Source organism: Kitasatospora sp. MAP12-44, assembly GCF_029892095.1.
GTDB lineage: Bacteria > Actinomycetota > Actinomycetes > Streptomycetales > Streptomycetaceae > Kitasatospora.
Genome location: NZ_JARZAE010000004.1, coordinates 191,123 through 207,961, shown reverse-complemented (window position 1 = coordinate 207,961; position 16,839 = coordinate 191,123). Strand labels below are relative to the sequence as shown.

The window sequence follows — 16,839 nt, the reverse complement described above, 5'->3', positions numbered from 1 at the left end:
GTGGGGATGGCGCTCAGCCGGGCACGACGACCACGGAGTCGGCCGTGACGGGACGGTTCCGGGCCCGGGCCCTGGCCAGTCGCGGGGCGGTCCGGGAGACGGGGCCGGTCGCCGAGTCGCCGTGGTCGATGGGCGGCGGCACCGGAGCGGAGCGCAGCCGACGGGCGGTTCTCCACGGGATACGGGCCGCGCGTGGGCGCCAGCGGATCCCGGTGCGCGTGCAGGCCCAGGTCAGCGACTGCGGGCCGACGAGCCTGCAGATGGTCCTCGCCTACCACGGCATCGATGTAGGGATCGAGGAGCTCCGCCAGCAGACCAACACCGGCCGCGACGGCGTGTCAGCCCGCGTTCTCCTGGAGGCGGGCCGTCGTTTCGGGATGCCGGCCCGCGCTGTGCGGACCACGCTGGACGGTCTGCGGCGGCTGCCGCCGGCCACCGTGCTCTTCTGGAACTTCTCCCACTTCGTCGTCCTGGAGCGGGCGACCAGTGACTTCGTCTACATCGTCGACCCGGCGCTGGGCCGCCGGCGGGTGTCGAGGGACACCGCCGACCGCTCGTTCACCGGTGTGGCGCTCGAGTTCCAGGCGCCGGTGGCCGCCGACGGGAGCCGGATCCCGGCCAAGCGATCAGCCGGCCGTGCTCGCGCCGGCCATTGGCGCTACCTGAGATTCTTCCTGCCGAGGACCCGGGCCTGGATTCCGCTGTCCGTCACCTCGCTGGTCCTGCTCCTCTTCAACTTCGCGATGCCGTTCGCGTCGGCCTATGTGATCGACCGCACGACGTCCGGCACGTCCGGAGTCGGCGTGCCGGTCATGATGCTGGTGGTCCTGCTCCTCGTCGCGTCGTTCCTGGTGCTCCAGGTGGTACGGAACGTGGCGATCCTGAGTCTGCAGACCGTGGCGGACCGGCGGGTGACTCTCGGCGTGCTCCACCACCTCCTCGCGTTGCCGTACGAGTATTTCGTCCGGCGCAATCCCGGGGACCTGAGGCTGCGGGTCCGTACCAGCACCGCGGTTCGCCAGGTCCTGACGAACTCCGCGCTGTCCGCGGTCTTCGACGGGCTGCTGGTGGTGGTGTACCTGGGGCTGCTCGCGACGGTGGACGTCCAACTGGCCCTGGTGGTCATCGCGATGGGCGGCCTGCAGGTCAGTCTGCTGTTCGCGGGTTGGCGGCGCCAGGAGTACCTGACCGCCGACGCCCTGGAGGCCCAGGCTCAGGCCGAGGCCGAGCTCGACGAGCTCCTGGAGGGCGCCATGACGCTCAAGGCGGCCGGGCTGGAGGGCATGGCGGGCGAGCGGTGGAGCCACACCTTCACCGAGGAGGTCAACACCCGGATCCACGCCCGGCGCCATCTGGCCCTGATGACGGCGCTGAGCACGAGCCTGCAGTTCGCCGCCCCGCTCGCTGTGCTCGTGCTGGGCACGGTCCAGGTGTCCCGCGCGCATGCCTCGCTCGGCTCCGTCATCGCCTTCGCCTCGCTCGCCATGGGGCTCTTCGTGCCGCTGGCCAGCCTGGTGCAGACCGGTCTGCAGGTCTCCTCGCTCGGGCCGACGCTGGCCCGCCTGTCGGACATTCTCGAGACGGAGCCGGAGCAGCGGGCCGCTCCGGTGGCGTCGGGCGGCCTGTGCGGCGACGTGGAGCTGAGCGGCGTCCACTTCGGATACCCGGGCGCCGACGCGATGGCGCTGCACGGCGTCGACCTGCGGGTGGCAGCCGGCGAGTTCGTCGCGGTGGTCGGGCGATCGGGGTGCGGCAAGACGACGCTCGCCGCGATGCTGGCCGGGCTGTACCTGCCGACCCGCGGCACCGTCCTGGTGGACGGCATCGCGACCGCTGACCTGGATCGGGTCGCCCTGCGCCGCCAGGTCTCGTTCGTCAATCAGGACACCCGGCTGTTCGCCGGCTCGATCCGCGACAACATCGTGCTGAGTGCGCCGGGTGCCTCGCAGGACGACGTGGCCGCCGCCGCCGAGGCGGCCCAGATCCATGCGGACATCATGGCGATGCCGATGAAATTCGAGACCCTCCTGGGACCGGCCGGCGCGGGGTTGTCCGGCGGGCAGCGGCAGCGGATCGCCTTGGCGCGCGCGCTGGTACGACGCCCGCGGCTGCTCATCCTGGACGAGGCGACCAGCGCCCTCGACCCGCAGACCGAGCAGCGGATATTCACCAACCTGCTGCAGCTGAACTGCACTCTGGTGGTGATCGCGCACCGCCTGTCGACGCTGGCGGACGCGCAGCAGATCGTCGTCCTCGAGCGCGGGCGGGTCGTTCAGCGCGGTCGTCACGCCGATCTCCTGACGGAGGTGGGACCGTACCGCGGCCTGATCGGAGTCAGGGGGTGATCGCCGTCAGCAGGCGGGCGCGCAGGGCAGCCGAGAAGGCGGCCGATCGGGTCCGGTCCCATTGCTCGGGCGCGAAGCCGAGGCTCAGGTCGAGCGAGTCGGGGAACGCTCCGATGATGAAGTCGATGCCTTCGGACGCGTAGGACGGGACGGGGGGAGGGTATGCCTCCTGCGCCAGGCGCAGGCCGTCCGCAAGCGTCACGACCGGGGCATCGAGGTACTCCAGGTACCGGAGCTTGAAACGCTCGCTGCCGGCACTCGTCGACCCGTACCCGGAGTCGACGAGGTCACGGGCGCGGATGTGCCGATGGAGCAAGGCCTGCATCATCTCGTTCTTCACCGATCGCAGGACGGTCGAAGGGTCGTGGCTGCGGGTGACGACGAGCGGCAGAGCGAGGCTGAACATCCCCATCACGTCCTGGTCCTGGGACTCCCGGGTGTCCATGGGGATTGTGATCGCCACTCGGTCGGCAGCGGTCTCCTGGAAGAGCATCAAGGCGAAGCACATGACGCTCCATTGGCACAGCGTGGCGGATTCCCGGTCGCAGTTGCGTCGCACCTGCTCCAGTTCCGCGCCGGCGAGCCGGGCTTCGTGGGTCACGGCCGGGCGCAAGGTCACGCCGTCAGCTCGCGCAGGCGGGGCGGTGCTCGCCGAGATCGCCGAGAAGCGGTTGGTCCAGTAGCGACGGTTGACCGTGGCGGAGCGTTGGGAGAAGCGCGTCTGCTCGCGGTTCAGCGCCTCGCCCAGCCGGCCCGCTCCCGGCAGGCCGCGGGGACCGCCGGCCGCGGCGCCGTCCCGGTGCTTCTCGTAGGAAGCCCAGAGATCCCGCATGAAGACGCCCCTGGAGAGGCCGTCGACCGCGAAGCTGGCGAACTGTGCGAGCAGGACATGGAAGTCCGGCGAGTAGCGGAGCAGGTGGAACTGCGCAGGCGGCTCTGCCGACCAGTCCCAGGGCCGGCCGCTCAACGCCTGCCCCAACCGGCCGGCGTAGTTGCCGAATTGGTCCTCGGAATCGCACTGGACGAGTTTCTTGGACAATGTGATCCCGGCCTGATCGGGCGGTAGGACGACCTGGCGCATGGTGGCGTCCGGCGCCTGCACCAGACGTACGCGCAGAGCGGCATGGCGTTCCGTCATGTCCCGCAGGCTTCGGGACAGCGCACCGGTGTCCAGTGGCCCGGAAATCCTGACCCAGGCCTGCAGTGGGGCGTTGGGCAGTCTGCCGGGCCCCAGTGACAGGACCCGCTTCTCCTGCCCGAAAGACAGCGGATAGGTCTCCGCGGTCGTGCCGTCGTCCACCAGGTGGTCCCTTCCGAATCCCGGGACGGAACCCGGGCCGGGCTGATGGCAGCCCGGCCCGGACTCGCGCCCGACTGTTCATCGTCAGCCGCAGATCGCCGTCATGGGCGCTACCGACCCGCCGCCGACGATGTCGTCGAGCGCCTCGTCGGAAAGCTCGCAGATGTCGACTGCGTCGAAACCGTCCTCGAACTCCTTCATATTCCACCTCCTCTCGGACTCGCGTCTCCCATGTGATCCCCGGATTGCGCAAGGAAAAAGGCGGCCTGGCAACCCGAAGCTTCGACGCCTGCGCTGCGGCAGGCGGAGGGTGGGCATACGGTCGCGGGCGGCGACAAGGCCTCTGGAACTATGCGAATCACCGGTGCCGGTCTTATCCGCGAGCCCAGCGAATTCCTGAATCCCTGCGCGATTCGCAACGTAGCACGCGGTCATCCGGCGTTCAATGGCCGTGGCGCCGCGCGGTCGTTGAACAGCAGGTCGGGTTTTATCGGGCGCTCCCGGTTATTGATCATCCCACCGACCAGCGCCCGCATCGTGGCGGATCCCGACGGGACCTGTTGACGGCAAGGTCTGCCTCGGGTAGAACCTAACGGTGGCCGTGGCCTTTGCTTGCTGGGCGAACCATGGGGGATGTCGCGCATGAATACGGAGACTATCGAAGATGGTTTAGCGGCGTGTACTGGAGGAGGAACCTCCGGTCCGATCGAGAACGCCGCCGGGAATGAGAAGCAGGTCATATCGGTCGCCGTCGCTGATCTTCTGCCCGCCGATTCGCCAAGGCTGACGGGAGAAAGCGCCGAGCACATCAGCATGCTCGCGGATTCGGAGGCGGAGCTTCCGCCGATCATCGTTCATCGGCCGACGATGCGTGTGATCGACGGGATGCACAGGCTGCACGCCGCCCTGATTCGCGGTTCCCAGCGAATCGACGCGCTGTTCGTCGATGACACGGACGGGAACGATCTTTTCGTCCTCGCGGTGAAAGCCAACATTGCGCACGGCCTGCCGCTCACCCTTGCCGACCGGCAGGCAGCGGCGACTCGTATCGTCATCTCGCACCCGCAGTGGTCGGATCGCTCCATCGCGAAGGTCACCGGTCTGGCCGCGAAGACGGTGCGGACCATCCGTCAGCAGACGAACGGGGATGCCCAGCCGCCGCACAGCCGAGTCGGCCAGGACGGCAAAGTGCGACCGTTGAGCACGGCCGCGGGGCGAAAGGCGGCCGGCGAGATCCTGAGCGCCAATCCCCACGCATCGCTGCGGCAGGTCGCCAAGGACGCGGGGATCTCGCTCGGTACCGCGTTCGACGTGCGCAAGCGGCTGCTGTCCGGCGAGGATCCGGTGGCGTGTCGGCACTCCGGCCCGCTGTCGGACGGGGAGCCGAGTGATCGCCCGGAAGACCCGACAGGGAGCCCGGAGACGGATCAGGCCCACGACACGGCATCGGCTCGGCGGCGCGAGGCCAGGCTGGCCGAGCAGGCGGTGGTGCAGGATCCCTCGGTGATCATGCACATGTTGATGAAGGACCCCTCCCTGCGTTTCACCGACTCCGGCCGACTCCTGCTGCGCTGGCTGAACAGCCGGGGGATCAGCCTGTCGGACTGCGAGGAAATGGTGGAGAGCGTGCCCCCGCACTGCACGGGCACCGTGGCCGACTACGCGCGCCGGGTCGCCGAGTCGTGGGCGCTGTTCGCCGAACAGCTGGAGCGCCGTGAGAAGGCCATGGCGTGACCGAGGCCGTGGTCACGGGAACGTCCCAGGAGAGCTCGCCCTGCACGTACTCCGCAGGGGCCGGAGCGGGAACAGGCGCACTGACATGGGCCCAACAGTTCATGAGGGAGGCGGTTCTGGCCTCGGGAGCCCCGGTCGGCGACTTCGACGTCCTCATCGTCCACGACCTGGCCAGACCGCTGCCGGTCGATCAGGCGCGGGATCTGGTGCGCCGACTCGCGCTGCGCCATCCGACGCTGCGGACCTCGATGTCGGAAACCGCCGAGGGGACGGTGGTCCAGCGGGTCAGCGCTGCCGGCGCGCTGCCGGTCTGCGTCCACCACAGCGCTGACCCCCTCTCGTCGGATCCCAGGCAACTGCTGGCGGGCACCACCTTCGAGACGATGGTGCGGGTGCTCTTCGTCGTCCAGGGCGATGCGGTGGCGCGGATCGCGTTGCGGGTCAACCACCTCATCGCCGACGCCGACGGCTCCCGGGTCGTGTTCACCGACTTCGCGGCGGTGGCGGCCGACCAGCCTACGGCGACGATCGCCGAGCCCGTCACGGCGTCGCCGTTGGACCTCGGACGATTCGAGGAGTCCGAGGCGGGTCTGCGGGTTCAGCGCCAGTCGCTCGATCACGCGACCGCCGTCTACGACCGCGCGCCGCCAACGATGTGGCGGGGCCGACGGCCCCCGGAGGCCGAGAGGTTCTGGCTGGGTGAGTTGCGGTCGGCCGAGCTGCTCCTGGCGTTGGACGTGCTGAAGAACAGGTTGGGCGTCACTCGGGCCGGCGTTCTTGCCGGATCGCTGGCCGCGTCGACCGCGTGCCGGGCGCACACCGAGTCCGCTCTGTTGTTCCTCATCTCCAGCAACAGGTTCGACCTTGCCTGGACTTCCTATCCCGGACTGCTGACGCAAGAGGCGATTCTGCATCTCCCGATCGGCGAAACCGCGGCGGACACCATGCGGGCCGCCACGACCGCGGCGCTGCGGTCCTTGCGAAAAGCCCGTTACGCGCCGGCGGAGTTGGACAAGGTCAGGCGTTCTGCCGAGCGGCGCCGCGGCGTCGGCTTCGACAAGCTGGGGACCGCTGTCGTGCTGAATCTCCTGTCCCTCGATGCCCCCGTCGCAAAAGCCCGTCCTACTCCCACCGTTTTCACGTGGAACACGACGACGAACAGAGAGAATCTCGGGCTCTACATCGATGCGTATCAGGCCGATGGCGAATTCGTGCTGGGTGTCCGCGTCGATACCGGCTTGATGGCGCCGGATGAAGCGGAAGGGCTGCTGCGCGCGATGGAGTGGCTCATTGTCTCCTCGGCCTCGCGTGACGTGACTGTCGACGAGCTGCGCGGCCGTATTCGATCCGGCGGGCGGGAAGTAACGTGATCCGCTGCGTCGAGGGACGTTCAACTGCATACGTTCCCTGGTTGAACAGCCGGATTCGATCGCTGGAACCAGCACCGTCGGCATACGATGCCGACTGGCTGAAGGGGGTACCCGCCTTATGAGGGTTCTGGCCGAAGCAGAGGCATTGCAAACCGTCGCGGCCCTGGACGCGGGCAAGATCGTCGTCCTGCCCACGCGACGCTGGTACATGCTGTGCGCCGACTCGACCAATGCCGAAGCGTGCCGGATGCTTTTCGAGGGAAAAGGGCGGCCCGCCACCAAGCCGCTCGCGCTCGTCATGGCGTCGGACGCCGCGGTGGCCGCACGGTTCTCCTTCTCCGGCCAGGCCCGGCGCCTGGCTGAAGGGCTCTGGCCTGGTGATCTGGCCTTGCTGCTGCCGTGGTTGACGCCGGAGTCCGCTCAGGACCGAGGCTGGCTCGGTACGCGGACCGCGATGGTCACCCGTGATCCCGGGCCGCTGGGGGAGGTGGCCGCATGGACCAGGAATCCGCCCGCAGTGACGGTCGTCAGCCGCAGCGACGGTCGGGACGCCGTCGAACGGCAGCCGGCACTGAGCCCGGTCGAGGTCAGGCGGTTCGTGGAACGCACCGCCATGCCCGTGGAGATCCTCGTGGACGGTGGCGTCTGCCCGTTGGGCCGCGGCCTGACGGTGGTGGACTGCTCGTCCGCCCCGCGGCTGGTCCGGGAGGGCGCCGTGCACGCACGGGCCGTCAGCCAGGCGCTGGACGTGCCCGCGTCCGAGTTCTGAGCATTCCGACCGCTTACCCAGCAAACCGAACCCGGAGGTGCCTGTTGGTCGAGCTCAGTCCCGGCCCGAACCAGAAGTCCGTCCTGGTCCTCTCCGGCGAGGGGCCGTATTTCAAGAACAGTACGTACTACGACGGAACGATGTTCGATGCGCACGCGACCCGTCCGCTCGCGCCGGAGTACGTCGGGCATCCACTCGGTGAGCTGCGGCTGACCGACCTGGTCTGCTCGGACGGTTCGCGGTGGCAGCCGCTGCTGCGCCCCAAACGCGGCAGCGTGCCGCATCTGACCTCTTACACGCTCGAGTCCATTCTGCTTGCGGCTGATCGGCGTTTCGAGCTGATGGATCTCGGACACGTCTGGGACGCCGACGGGGAGCCGGCCGCCCGGCATCCCGTCGTCTTCCTGTCCACCACCTTCATCTGCGACAAGGGCACCCTGCGCCGCGCGCTGACCTGGATCCGGGAACGCTGCCAGGGCGCACTCGTCGTTCTGGGCGGGCAGTACAGCAACCTGAAGTTCGACTCGATCCTGCGGACGCACCCTGAGGTCGACCTCGTCGTCCGAGGCGACGGCGAGCAGGCCATTCCGTTGCTGCTGGACGCCCTCGACCGGGGTGACCCGCTGGACCAGGTGCCGAACCTGGTGATCCGCACCGGCCCGACCACGTACCGGTTGACCGGGTTCGGGTACATCGACCTGGAGGAGCACCCGTCGCCGGGTTTCGGGACCGGTCATCGTCCGGTGGTGCCCTACGAGTCGATGCGGGGCTGCCCGTTCTCCTGCAAGTTCTGCTCGTTCCCCTTCGCCTCTCCGGAATGGCGCTACAAGTCCGCGGAGAAGATCGCCTCGGACTGGGCGCGCTATCGGGAGGTCAACGAGGCGCGCCACATCCGGGCCATGGACTCGACGTTCACCGTGCCGCCCACCAGGATGCGGCGGCTGATGGAACTGCTGCCCTCGGTGAACGTGACCTGGGAGGCGTACACCCGGGCCAACGTCATCACCGGCCGGGAGACGGTCGAGCGGTTGGCCGAGGCGCACTGCGCCACCCTGTCCATCGGATTCGAGTCGATGAGCCCCAAGTCCCTGGACCTGATGCACAAGCAGGTCCGCGCCGAGCAGAACCGCCGGGCGCATGAAGCGCTGTCCGGCGGCCCGGTCAGGTACCGGACGTCGTTCATGGTCGGTTACCCGGGCGAGGCCCCGCAGGACTACGAACTCACCCACCGGTTCCTGCTCGGTGAGTACACCGGCCACTTCATGCTGTCGGTGTTCTCGATGACCGACGAGACGATGCCGGTCTGGCAGGACGCCGAACGACTGCGCATCGAGGTCGAGGACTTCGAGGACCCCGACGCGGCGTGGACGCATATCGGCATGGACCACGTCACGGCCAAGCAGTTGCGCAAGCGGACGCTGGACGAAGTCCGGCTGCGCAATGATGACGCCGTCCTTCTGCTCTGGCAGTCCGACTATCACACCCCACTCCTTCCGAAGGAGTCCGCCAAAACCAACCTGTGGGCCGAGAAGCTCGTGGAACGGCTGGGCATGCTGCCGGTCGACGTCCCCGACGTTCGGCGGCGCGTGGAAGCCGCGGCCGACCTGCTCGGCTCGCTCGAGTCCCTCGGCGTACGTGTGAACACGTCCGCCCCCAGCAGAACTCAGGAGCCGGCGCTGTGACCGACCGCCGATACAGCTACCTCCGGCTCGGGGAGGTCCCGGGGGAGGTCGACGACGGCATCCTGTACTGCGATCCACTGACCTCACTGGTCGCGTACCCGTCCTTCGAGAAGTACCTGACCGAAATGCTCCCGCTGTTCGCCGGAGACGGCCTGCACGTCGCGATCGGCGACGTGGACGGACTGCGGGAGTACGTCTCCGAGCGGCGGGCCGGTGATCCGACGAGTTTCGGGCACCTGGCCGGCAACGCGTGCATGCAGACCGTCGGCAAGGTGACCGCCGGCTGGGCGGCGGCCGAACTCGCCGACGCCGAGTTCCACGTCTGCGGGACGTTCGGCGGAGACGAGGTCATCGTCGCGGCCTCGGGCCTCAGCCACGAGCGGTTCGCCGACAAGATCCACGAACTGTGCCGCCTGATCAAGGCCACGGCCCCGCGGCCGTGCAGCTTCGCCCTCGGCACGCTCGAAGACCACACCGTGACCCAGAGCGGGGCCTTCACCGCCTACCGGCACATCGTGTCGATGGTCGACGCACGCCTCTTCCACGTGAAGGAAGAGGCCCGAAACAACGGCGGACACCTGGACGGGGCCGTGACCGACCTGGGTCTCGTCAACCTGCTGGACCAGCAAGGGGCCGGGCGTCCGGCGCGGATTGGAGGCGGACAGTGAACACCACCACGACGACCGGCCTGAACGGCGAACAGCTGCGGGCACTTGCTCGGCAACACGGCGTGCCGTACCTGGACGTGGCGCTCATCGCGGCCAACTCCGAAGGTGCCCGCCCGCTGAAGGGCTACCCGAGGGCCCGGATGCAGCTGCGGCCGCACGGCTCGGACGAGAACTGGCAGATCATCCTCCCCTTCGACAACGCGCAGTCCCCGTTCGAGGTGAGCGACGGCGCGCTGCGGCTCGCGGGTGAGCCGGTCGCCGACGTGGTCGCGCTGGAGAACGACGACGTCGTGCTGACCTACCTGCGGGCCGGCGGCCGCTCGATCACCCTGAACACGCACTCGCGGTCCAAGTGCACGGGATGCCTGTTCTGCCCCAACGTGATCGAGGACGCCGCAGACGAGACCCTGGCCACGGCCGACCAGCTGGCCGAGGTGCTGGAGTGGCTGATGGCGGACAACGATTGGCCCGACCTGGGTCACGCAGAGGTCATCACGGTCTGCAGCGGTTGCTTCCACCACCCCGGGATGGCGATCGATCACATGGCGGCGCTGCGGATCGCGGCCGACCGCTACGGCTTCACCGGCCGGCTGCACCTGCTGTCCTCGGTGCTGCGCGACCGGGCCGATCTGGAGCGGCTGCGCGAGACCTGCGGCCCGTTCCACCTGACCCTGACGATGGAGTGCTTCGAGCGCAGGTCGCTGCTGCTCAAGGACACCAAGGCGTCACTCACGCTGGAGCGGGCCGGCGAGATCCTGGAGGACTGCCGGGACCTGGACATCATCGGCGACTTCACCTACGTCGCCGGGCTCGACTCCCTCGACACCGCCGTGCGCGGAATCGCCCAACTGGCCCCGCGGGTCGGCACGTTCCCCAGGATCCAGGTCTTCCAGGCGCACAACGATTACATGCGGCGGGCCCGGCACCGCGAGGCCGAAGACCTGGCTTACTACCTCGCTCTGCGCTCGGAGCTGGAGTCGGTGTTCGCCCCGACCGGGCTGGCCCCCAAGTCCTGGGAGAACTACCGACCGCTGTGGTACTCGCAGTTCGCCGGCCTGCCGGTGCCGGGGCCCAGGGTATGAGTCCGGGCACCGTCACCGGCCACAGCGTGCGGGTCGCGGAGGTCCGGCTGCGCGAGTTCACGGTGCCGGCGCCCGCGGCGGCTCTGCACCATCCGGCAGTCCGGCCCGACATCCGTCGCGATCCCGTGCACGGATGGCTGGTCGGAGTCAGCGACGGCCTGCACTGGGGGTGGTGGGGGCCGGTCGACCAGGCCGTGGCCGCTCGGGTCCCCGGCCTGCTGGCCGCCGCCTTCTCCGTCCTGCCGGCCCAGGTCGACGCGGCGGACTTCGCGCGCCGACTGCGCCGGGCCACCCGGCACGGGCACACCGGCCTGCTCGCACTCAGCGTCGGCGCGCTAGAACTCGCCCTGTGGGACCTGCTCGGACAGCGTGCCGGGCTCCCGGTCTGGTCCCTGCTGCGGCCGCAGGCCGTCGAGCACGCCGTTCCCGCCTACGCCACCTGCTTCGGCGTGGACCCGACGCCGAGCCGGGTGCCGCAGGTGATGGACGAGGTGGCCGACGGGTTCGCGGTCCAGAAGTGGCATCCGGACGTGCTCGGCGCGGAGTTGATCGAGCTGACGAAGGAGTTCGCCGCACGGCGGGGACCGGGGCGGCTGGCCGTGGACTTCCACGGTGCCTGGCCCCCCGAGCGGGTTCGCGACGCCTGCCGTCCGCTGGGCGACGCGCTCGCCTGGGTCGAGGAGCCGTACCACCCGGACGAGGTGGACACGGCGAGGGCGGACGAGTTCGCCGTGCCCCACGCGGCGGGCGAGCACTGCTACGCCCCTGCCGACGCCGCGCAGTTGCGGGCGGGGCATGTCGACGTCTGGCAGCCTGACGCGGTGTTCTGCGGCGGCCTGGTGAATCTGCTGCGGCTGGTGCGGGCGGCGGCGCGGGCTGGCGCACGGTGCGCCCCGCACGGCGGCGGGTTCCTCCCGGCGCTGCACCTGGCCGCGGCCGGTGAGCGGATCGACCTCGTGGAGCTGCACCTGCTGCTGGAACCGCGGCGCAGTGTGCACTTCGCCGAGCCGCCCGCCCTGAAGGAGAGTCAACTGGCCATCCCGACAGCCCCCGGCTGGTGCGGTGAACTTCGAACGGATCTCTTCGATGGCTGAGCCACAGCCCGTGCTCCTGATCGACGCGGGCGGAACACTGATCACCCGGACGCGGCCCGGGTTGACGACCCGGGTGGTCCAAGCCGTCCGCCAGGCCCGGGAGCTGACCGCCGACCAGGAGAGCCGCCTGCGGGCGGCCGTCCTGACAGCGGCAGACCCGGACGCCTGCCTGCGCGCGCTCGACCTCGCGCCGGACACCCGGAGCCTGGTGGCGGCGGTGCTGGCCGAGGATCCGGGGGAGGCCCTCGTGCTGCCCGGTGCGGAGGAACTGCTGCGCACCGCCTGCGAACTCGGCTGGCGGGTCATCGTTGCCAGCAACGCGGGTCCCGGGACGCCGGAGCTGCCCGAGGAGCTCGGGCGGCATCTCAGCGGTGTCGTGGAGTCGCGCGACTGCGGTCTGGTCAAGGAGGATCCGCGGTTCTGGACCCGACTGATCGAGACCGAGCGGATCGACCCGCGGCTGGCGCTGGTGGTCGGCGACCACGAGCAGGCCGACCGGCGGGCCCCGGCGGCGGCCGGACTGCAGTCCCGGTTGGTGGCCGCCGGCCTGGCGTCGCTCACGGCGGATCTCCAGGCGGCCGGCCCGGCGCCGGCGCAGGCCCTCGCGGTGGTGGCCGGCGACCACGAGGACTGGGCCGGTCGGGACATCGTCGTCGCACCCCACCTTGAGCCGATGGTGGTCCGGGTGACCCGCGCACGGGTGAAATACTCCTCGGGCGCCGGGGCCGGGACCGCGGTCGTCGTGAAGCGCCGCTCCAGCCTGCCCGCAGTGGTCGGCCATCAGGAGGAACTGCCCGGCATGCTGTGGCTGCTGCAGGGCAGGGAGCGCTCGCCGTACACGGTCCCCGCGAGTCTGCACCGACTGCTCGAGGAGAAGGGCCTCTCCCTGGACGTGCTGTCCGCAGCGGACCAGCGGCACGCGCTTTCCATGCTCCACGAGGCCAGGGCAGACTCGACAGTCGCAGAGCGCACAGCGGATCTGGTGCGCTTCCTCGAAGATCGCACCTCGAAGATCGCAAGGATCATGGAGCCCCGTGATGACGCACGACCGTGAGCTGTTCTCCGGCACCGCGCACTACTACGCGCGCTACCGCTCGCCGTACCCTGCCGACCTCCTCGACGGTCTCACCGCCCCCTTCGGACTCGGCGCCGGCACCGACGTCCTGGACCTCGGCTGCGGCAGTGGCCAGCTCGGACTGCCGCTGTCGCGGACCGGCTGCACCGTGTGGGCCGTGGACCCCGATCCGGACATGATCGCCGAGGGCGTCCGCACGCAGGCCGACGGGGAATACGGCACCGTGCGCTGGATCCTGGGCCGGGGTGAGACAGTGCGCTCGGCGGGGTTGCCCGAGCTGAGGCTGTGCACGATGGGGGCCTCGTTCCACTGGATGGACCGCGAGCTTGTGCTGAAGACGCTGGACGAGATGATCGAGCCGCAGGGCGGCGTGGCACTGGTCTCCGGTTCCGCCAGCATCTTCTCCAAGTCCGGTGCGGTGGAAGGCGCCTGGCTCGACGTCACCCGAGAGGTGGTCACCGAGTTCCTCGGGCCGCAGCGGCGGGCCGGACGCGGCACGTACAGCCACCCGAAGCGCGGCCACGAGGAGGTCCTGCTCGACTCCGCGTTCCGTAGGCTGGAGACGAGCCGGTTCACCGCCACCCGGCTGCTGTCGGTGGACGAGGTGGTGGGGCAGCAGCTCTCCACCTCCTATGCCTCGCCGGTTCAACTCGGCGAGCGAATGGGGGAGTTCCGGGCGGAGCTGACCCGCCGGCTGCTGGAGCTGAACCCGGGTGACGGGTTCGAGACCGTGGAGCACTTCGATCTGATCGTGGCCCGCCGGTGACGACGCCGGGCAGCGGTGCGGCCGTGGACTACTGGCGGGCAGCCTGCCTGCTCGGCTTCAGCCACGCCGCCGGGCTGGCCTGGCCGCCGCCGGGCGCGCCGCAGCGCCGGCGAGCCGCCGGACACTGGGGTTGCAACCCCGGCATCGCCTGGGCAGCCGGTCACCTCGCGCAGGCCTCGGGCGGGGAGTTCCTGCTGATCGTCGGCACGGGACATGCGGGCAGCTATCTGTTCGCCCAGCAGGCGCTGCGCTGCTCGGCCGCACCGGCTTCGATCCGCGAGGCCAACCGCCGGTACGGCCAGCCCGGCGGCGAGCCCACAGAACTGCTGGGCATCCCCGAACTGCCCTATGTGGGCGGTGAACTGGGGCCGGCGCTGGGCGTCGGTCAGGGCATCGCCGCGTCCTCGCCCGGACTGCGCGTGGTGACGGTGATCGGCGACGGGGAGTGCGAGACCCCCGCCGCTCTGGCCGCCTTCGCCCACCACGACGTGCTCACGAGGGCGCCCGACAGCTGCTGGCTGCCGGTGGTCAACGCCAACGGCGCCCGGATGGGCTCCTCGGCGCGGTTCTCACCCAAGCGCCTGCAGAGCCTGCTGGAAGGTATGGGCTACACGGTGCTCAGCAGCGGCGCGCACACCGCCGAGGCAGCCGAAGCGGCCCGGCGCGCCTGGGAGTTGAGTGAGTCCGGGGTGCCGGCGGTGTGGCTGAGCATCACCGAGAAGGGCTGGCCCGCCCCGGAACTGCTCGGTGGCCTTCCCTTCCGCGGCCCACAAGCGCACAAGCCGCGCGGCTTGGACCTGACCGACCCGCAGGTTCGCGCCGACATCCAGGACTGGCTCGGCCGGCTGAACGACCCCCCGGTGGTCGCCGAGAACGGCAGCGTGTCGCCCGCGGTGCGGAGCCTGGCCGCCCGGATCCGGCTGGACCTGCCGGCCGAGCCAGGCCGCCGGGTGTCGACCGGGCCCGGCCGCCGGGTGCCGGACGCCGGCCGTGGCGGTGCCACCGTGCGGGCTGTGGTCGGCACCGCTTCGCCGATGGCGGCCGTGGACGAAGTGCTCGCGGACCGGTCTGTGCGGGTCTTCTCGCCGGACGAGGCGGTCTCCAACGGTATCGATCGCTGCCTCAGCGCGGGCCTGGTGACCGAGGTCCTCGCCGAGGAGGTCTGCTCGGCCTGGACCTGGGGCAGCATCGAGGCCGGTACTCCGGCCGCGCTGGTGTCCTACGAGGCGTTCGCGCCGCTGGTGGCGACGCAACTGGCCCAGTACCTCAAGCTGATCACGGTCCGCCCGCCGGCCGGGCGTCCGCCCTTCGCGGTCGTCCTGACCAGCCTCGGCTGGGGAAACGCGCCAACGCATCAGAACACGGATCTCGCGGGTGGACTGCTCGCCCGCGCTGCGCACTGCCCGGTCCGTGTCGTGTTTCCGCTCGGTGCCCAGTCCGCGCGGCATCGACTGCGGGAGGTCCTCGACGACCGCGATGTCCTCGTCGCGCTCTCGTGCTCCAAGCAGGCATTGCTCGACCTTCCGGATCCCGGCGGCGCGGCGGTGGGAATCAGGATGCAAGGCGCGACCGATGACGACGCGGTGATCGTCGCGGTGGGCGACGTCGCTGTCACCGAAGCGGTTGCCGCCATGGCGTCGGCGGCGGAGCACGGCCTGCGGGTGGGGGTCGTCGCCCTGGTGGAACCGGCGCGGGTGGATCCCGCGGCGGTACGGCAGGCCGGTGGTCCGGGGCTGCCCGGGGTGTGCGTCTCGTGGGTGGCGGGCCATCATCTCGCGTCCGTCTACCACACGGTGCGCCCTGGGCACTCGGCGCAGCTGGGGTACCGCGAACGCTGGGGGCCGACCGCGTGGGAGACCCTGGCGGCCAATGGGTTGACCAGATGGTCGCTGCTCAGCCGGCTGCGTGCCGCAGGATGCCCGCTGCCGCCGGAGCTGGATCGCCCCGCCGGTTCGGAACCCGGACCTGTTGACCCCGCGACGCTGTCCTATGAGGTGAGAGCGATATGAACCCGTTCCGTTTCGGTGTCCTGACCAAAGGCGCTTCCTCCCGGAAGGCCTGGCTGGACCTGCTGGCCGAGGTCGAGGACGCCGGTGTCAGCAGCCTGCACCTGCCGACGCATTCGACGCCGCAGTACTCGCCCGCCGTGGCGCTCGCCGACGCCGCGGCGCGGACCTCGTTGCGGATCGGCACGCTGGTCCAGAACAACGACCTGCAGCACCCGGCGCTGCTGGCCCGCGAGGCGACCACACTGGCCCTGCTGTCGGAGGGCCGATTCGAGCTGGGCATCGGCGCGGGCTGGATGGAACGCGACTACCGGCATTTCGGACTGCCGCTGGATCCGGGTGGGGAGCGGGTCTCCCGACTGGCCGAGGCGATCGAGGTGCTGCGCCGGTGCTGGAGCGGCCGGGAGGTCTCGTTCCACGGCAAGCACTACACGGTCGACTCGCTCCAGGGACTCCAGGGTCCGCCGGTACCGCTGCTCGTCGGCGCCGGTGGCGGGCGGATGCTCCGGCTGGCCGCGGAGTGCGCCGACATCGTGAGTTTCTCCCGTGATCTGTCCGCCGGTTCGACCCCCCACCAGATCGCCGTGGACGCGTCCCTGGAGTCGACCGAGGACAAGGCGCGGATCCTGCGCGGCCACCTCGGGGCACGGGCAGCCGAGGTCGAGCTGAACGTCCTGGTCATCCGGGCCGGAGTCGGCTCCGACGCGCAGGCCAAGCTGGACCAGTACCTGTCGGACACCGGGGTGAGCCCGCAGACCGCCCGCGAGACCCCGGAGAACCTGCTCGGCTCTTCGATCGACGAGCTGGTGGACCTGCTCCAGGAACGCCGGGCGCGCACCGGGATCAGCTACTACGTCCTCCGGGAGCCCGATCTGCAGCTGGCTCGCCTGCTGGCCGCGAGGCTGTCGGGCAGCTGATGACGAACTCAACTCAACGGAAAGGGAAGTG

General features: G+C 70.1%; 13 protein-coding genes. 12 read left to right on the top strand and 1 reads right to left on the bottom strand.

Translation table 11 applies throughout. The features are described 5' to 3' along the window. Nucleotides 1-44: 44 nt before the first annotated feature. Entirely contained in the window at nt 45-2,345 is a 2,301-nt protein-coding gene (locus P3T34_RS02030; protein ID WP_280664213.1) for a peptidase domain-containing ABC transporter, read from the top strand. On the opposite strand, the gene P3T34_RS02025 is transcribed toward P3T34_RS02030, so the two are convergent. Continuing rightward, on the bottom strand, nt 2,335-3,645 hold the full coding sequence (locus P3T34_RS02025; protein WP_280664212.1) for a condensation domain-containing protein: 1,311 nt from the start codon (nt 3,643-3,645) through the stop codon (nt 2,335-2,337). The two genes, P3T34_RS02030 and P3T34_RS02025, sit on opposite strands and share 11 nt — an antisense overlap. A 642-nt stretch (nt 3,646-4,287) precedes the next feature. On the opposite strand from P3T34_RS02025, the gene P3T34_RS02020 reads away from it, so the two are divergent. From P3T34_RS02020 to P3T34_RS01970, 11 genes are all read left to right on the top strand, one after another. Further along, nucleotides 4,288-5,379 carry a ParB/RepB/Spo0J family partition protein gene (locus P3T34_RS02020; RefSeq protein WP_280664211.1) on the top strand — a complete coding sequence of 364 codons (1,092 nt, stop codon included), beginning with the start codon at nt 4,288-4,290 and terminating at the stop codon, nt 5,377-5,379. Continuing rightward, nucleotides 5,376-6,749, top strand: a complete 1,374-nt coding sequence (locus P3T34_RS02015; RefSeq protein ID WP_280664210.1) for a hypothetical protein — start codon at nt 5,376-5,378, stop codon at nt 6,747-6,749. Before P3T34_RS02020 ends, P3T34_RS02015 begins: the two co-directional genes overlap by 4 nt. A 118-nt stretch (nt 6,750-6,867) precedes the next feature. After that, on the top strand, nt 6,868-7,518 hold the full coding sequence (locus P3T34_RS02010; RefSeq protein ID WP_280664209.1) for a Sua5/YciO/YrdC/YwlC family protein: 651 nt from the start codon (nt 6,868-6,870) through the stop codon (nt 7,516-7,518). A gap of 44 nt (nt 7,519-7,562) precedes the next feature. Further along, a complete protein-coding gene (locus P3T34_RS02005) occupies nt 7,563-9,200 on the top strand; it encodes a radical SAM protein (protein WP_280664208.1) in 1,638 nt (545 codons plus the stop codon). After that, a complete protein-coding gene (locus P3T34_RS02000; protein WP_280664207.1) occupies nt 9,197-9,868 on the top strand; it encodes a hypothetical protein in 672 nt (223 codons plus the stop codon). The genes P3T34_RS02005 and P3T34_RS02000 overlap by 4 nt, the downstream gene beginning before the upstream one ends. Next, nucleotides 9,865-10,950 (top strand): radical SAM protein, encoded by a 1,086-nt coding sequence (locus P3T34_RS01995; protein WP_280664206.1) that lies wholly within the window; start codon nt 9,865-9,867, stop codon nt 10,948-10,950. The genes P3T34_RS02000 and P3T34_RS01995 overlap by 4 nt, the downstream gene beginning before the upstream one ends. Further along, a complete protein-coding gene (locus tag P3T34_RS01990; RefSeq protein WP_280664205.1) occupies nt 10,947-12,044 on the top strand; it encodes an enolase C-terminal domain-like protein in 1,098 nt (365 codons plus the stop codon). Before P3T34_RS01995 ends, P3T34_RS01990 begins: the two co-directional genes overlap by 4 nt. Beyond that, nucleotides 12,037-13,098, top strand: a complete 1,062-nt coding sequence (locus tag P3T34_RS01985; protein ID WP_280664204.1) for an HAD family hydrolase — start codon at nt 12,037-12,039, stop codon at nt 13,096-13,098. Before P3T34_RS01990 ends, P3T34_RS01985 begins: the two co-directional genes overlap by 8 nt. Next, nucleotides 13,082-13,885, top strand: a complete 804-nt coding sequence (locus P3T34_RS01980) for a class I SAM-dependent methyltransferase (protein ID WP_280664203.1) — start codon at nt 13,082-13,084, stop codon at nt 13,883-13,885. The genes P3T34_RS01985 and P3T34_RS01980 overlap by 17 nt, the downstream gene beginning before the upstream one ends. Continuing rightward, the gene (locus P3T34_RS01975) at nt 13,882-15,894 is read left to right on the top strand and encodes a hypothetical protein (protein ID WP_280664202.1); all 2,013 of its coding nucleotides are present in this window, start codon (nt 13,882-13,884) and stop codon (nt 15,892-15,894) included. The genes P3T34_RS01980 and P3T34_RS01975 overlap by 4 nt, the downstream gene beginning before the upstream one ends. Then, complete coding sequence (locus P3T34_RS01970) at nt 15,891-16,808, top strand: TIGR03621 family F420-dependent LLM class oxidoreductase (RefSeq protein ID WP_280664201.1); 918 nt, start codon at nt 15,891-15,893, stop codon at nt 16,806-16,808. Before P3T34_RS01975 ends, P3T34_RS01970 begins: the two co-directional genes overlap by 4 nt. The last annotated feature ends 31 nt before the right edge of the window (nt 16,809-16,839 follow it).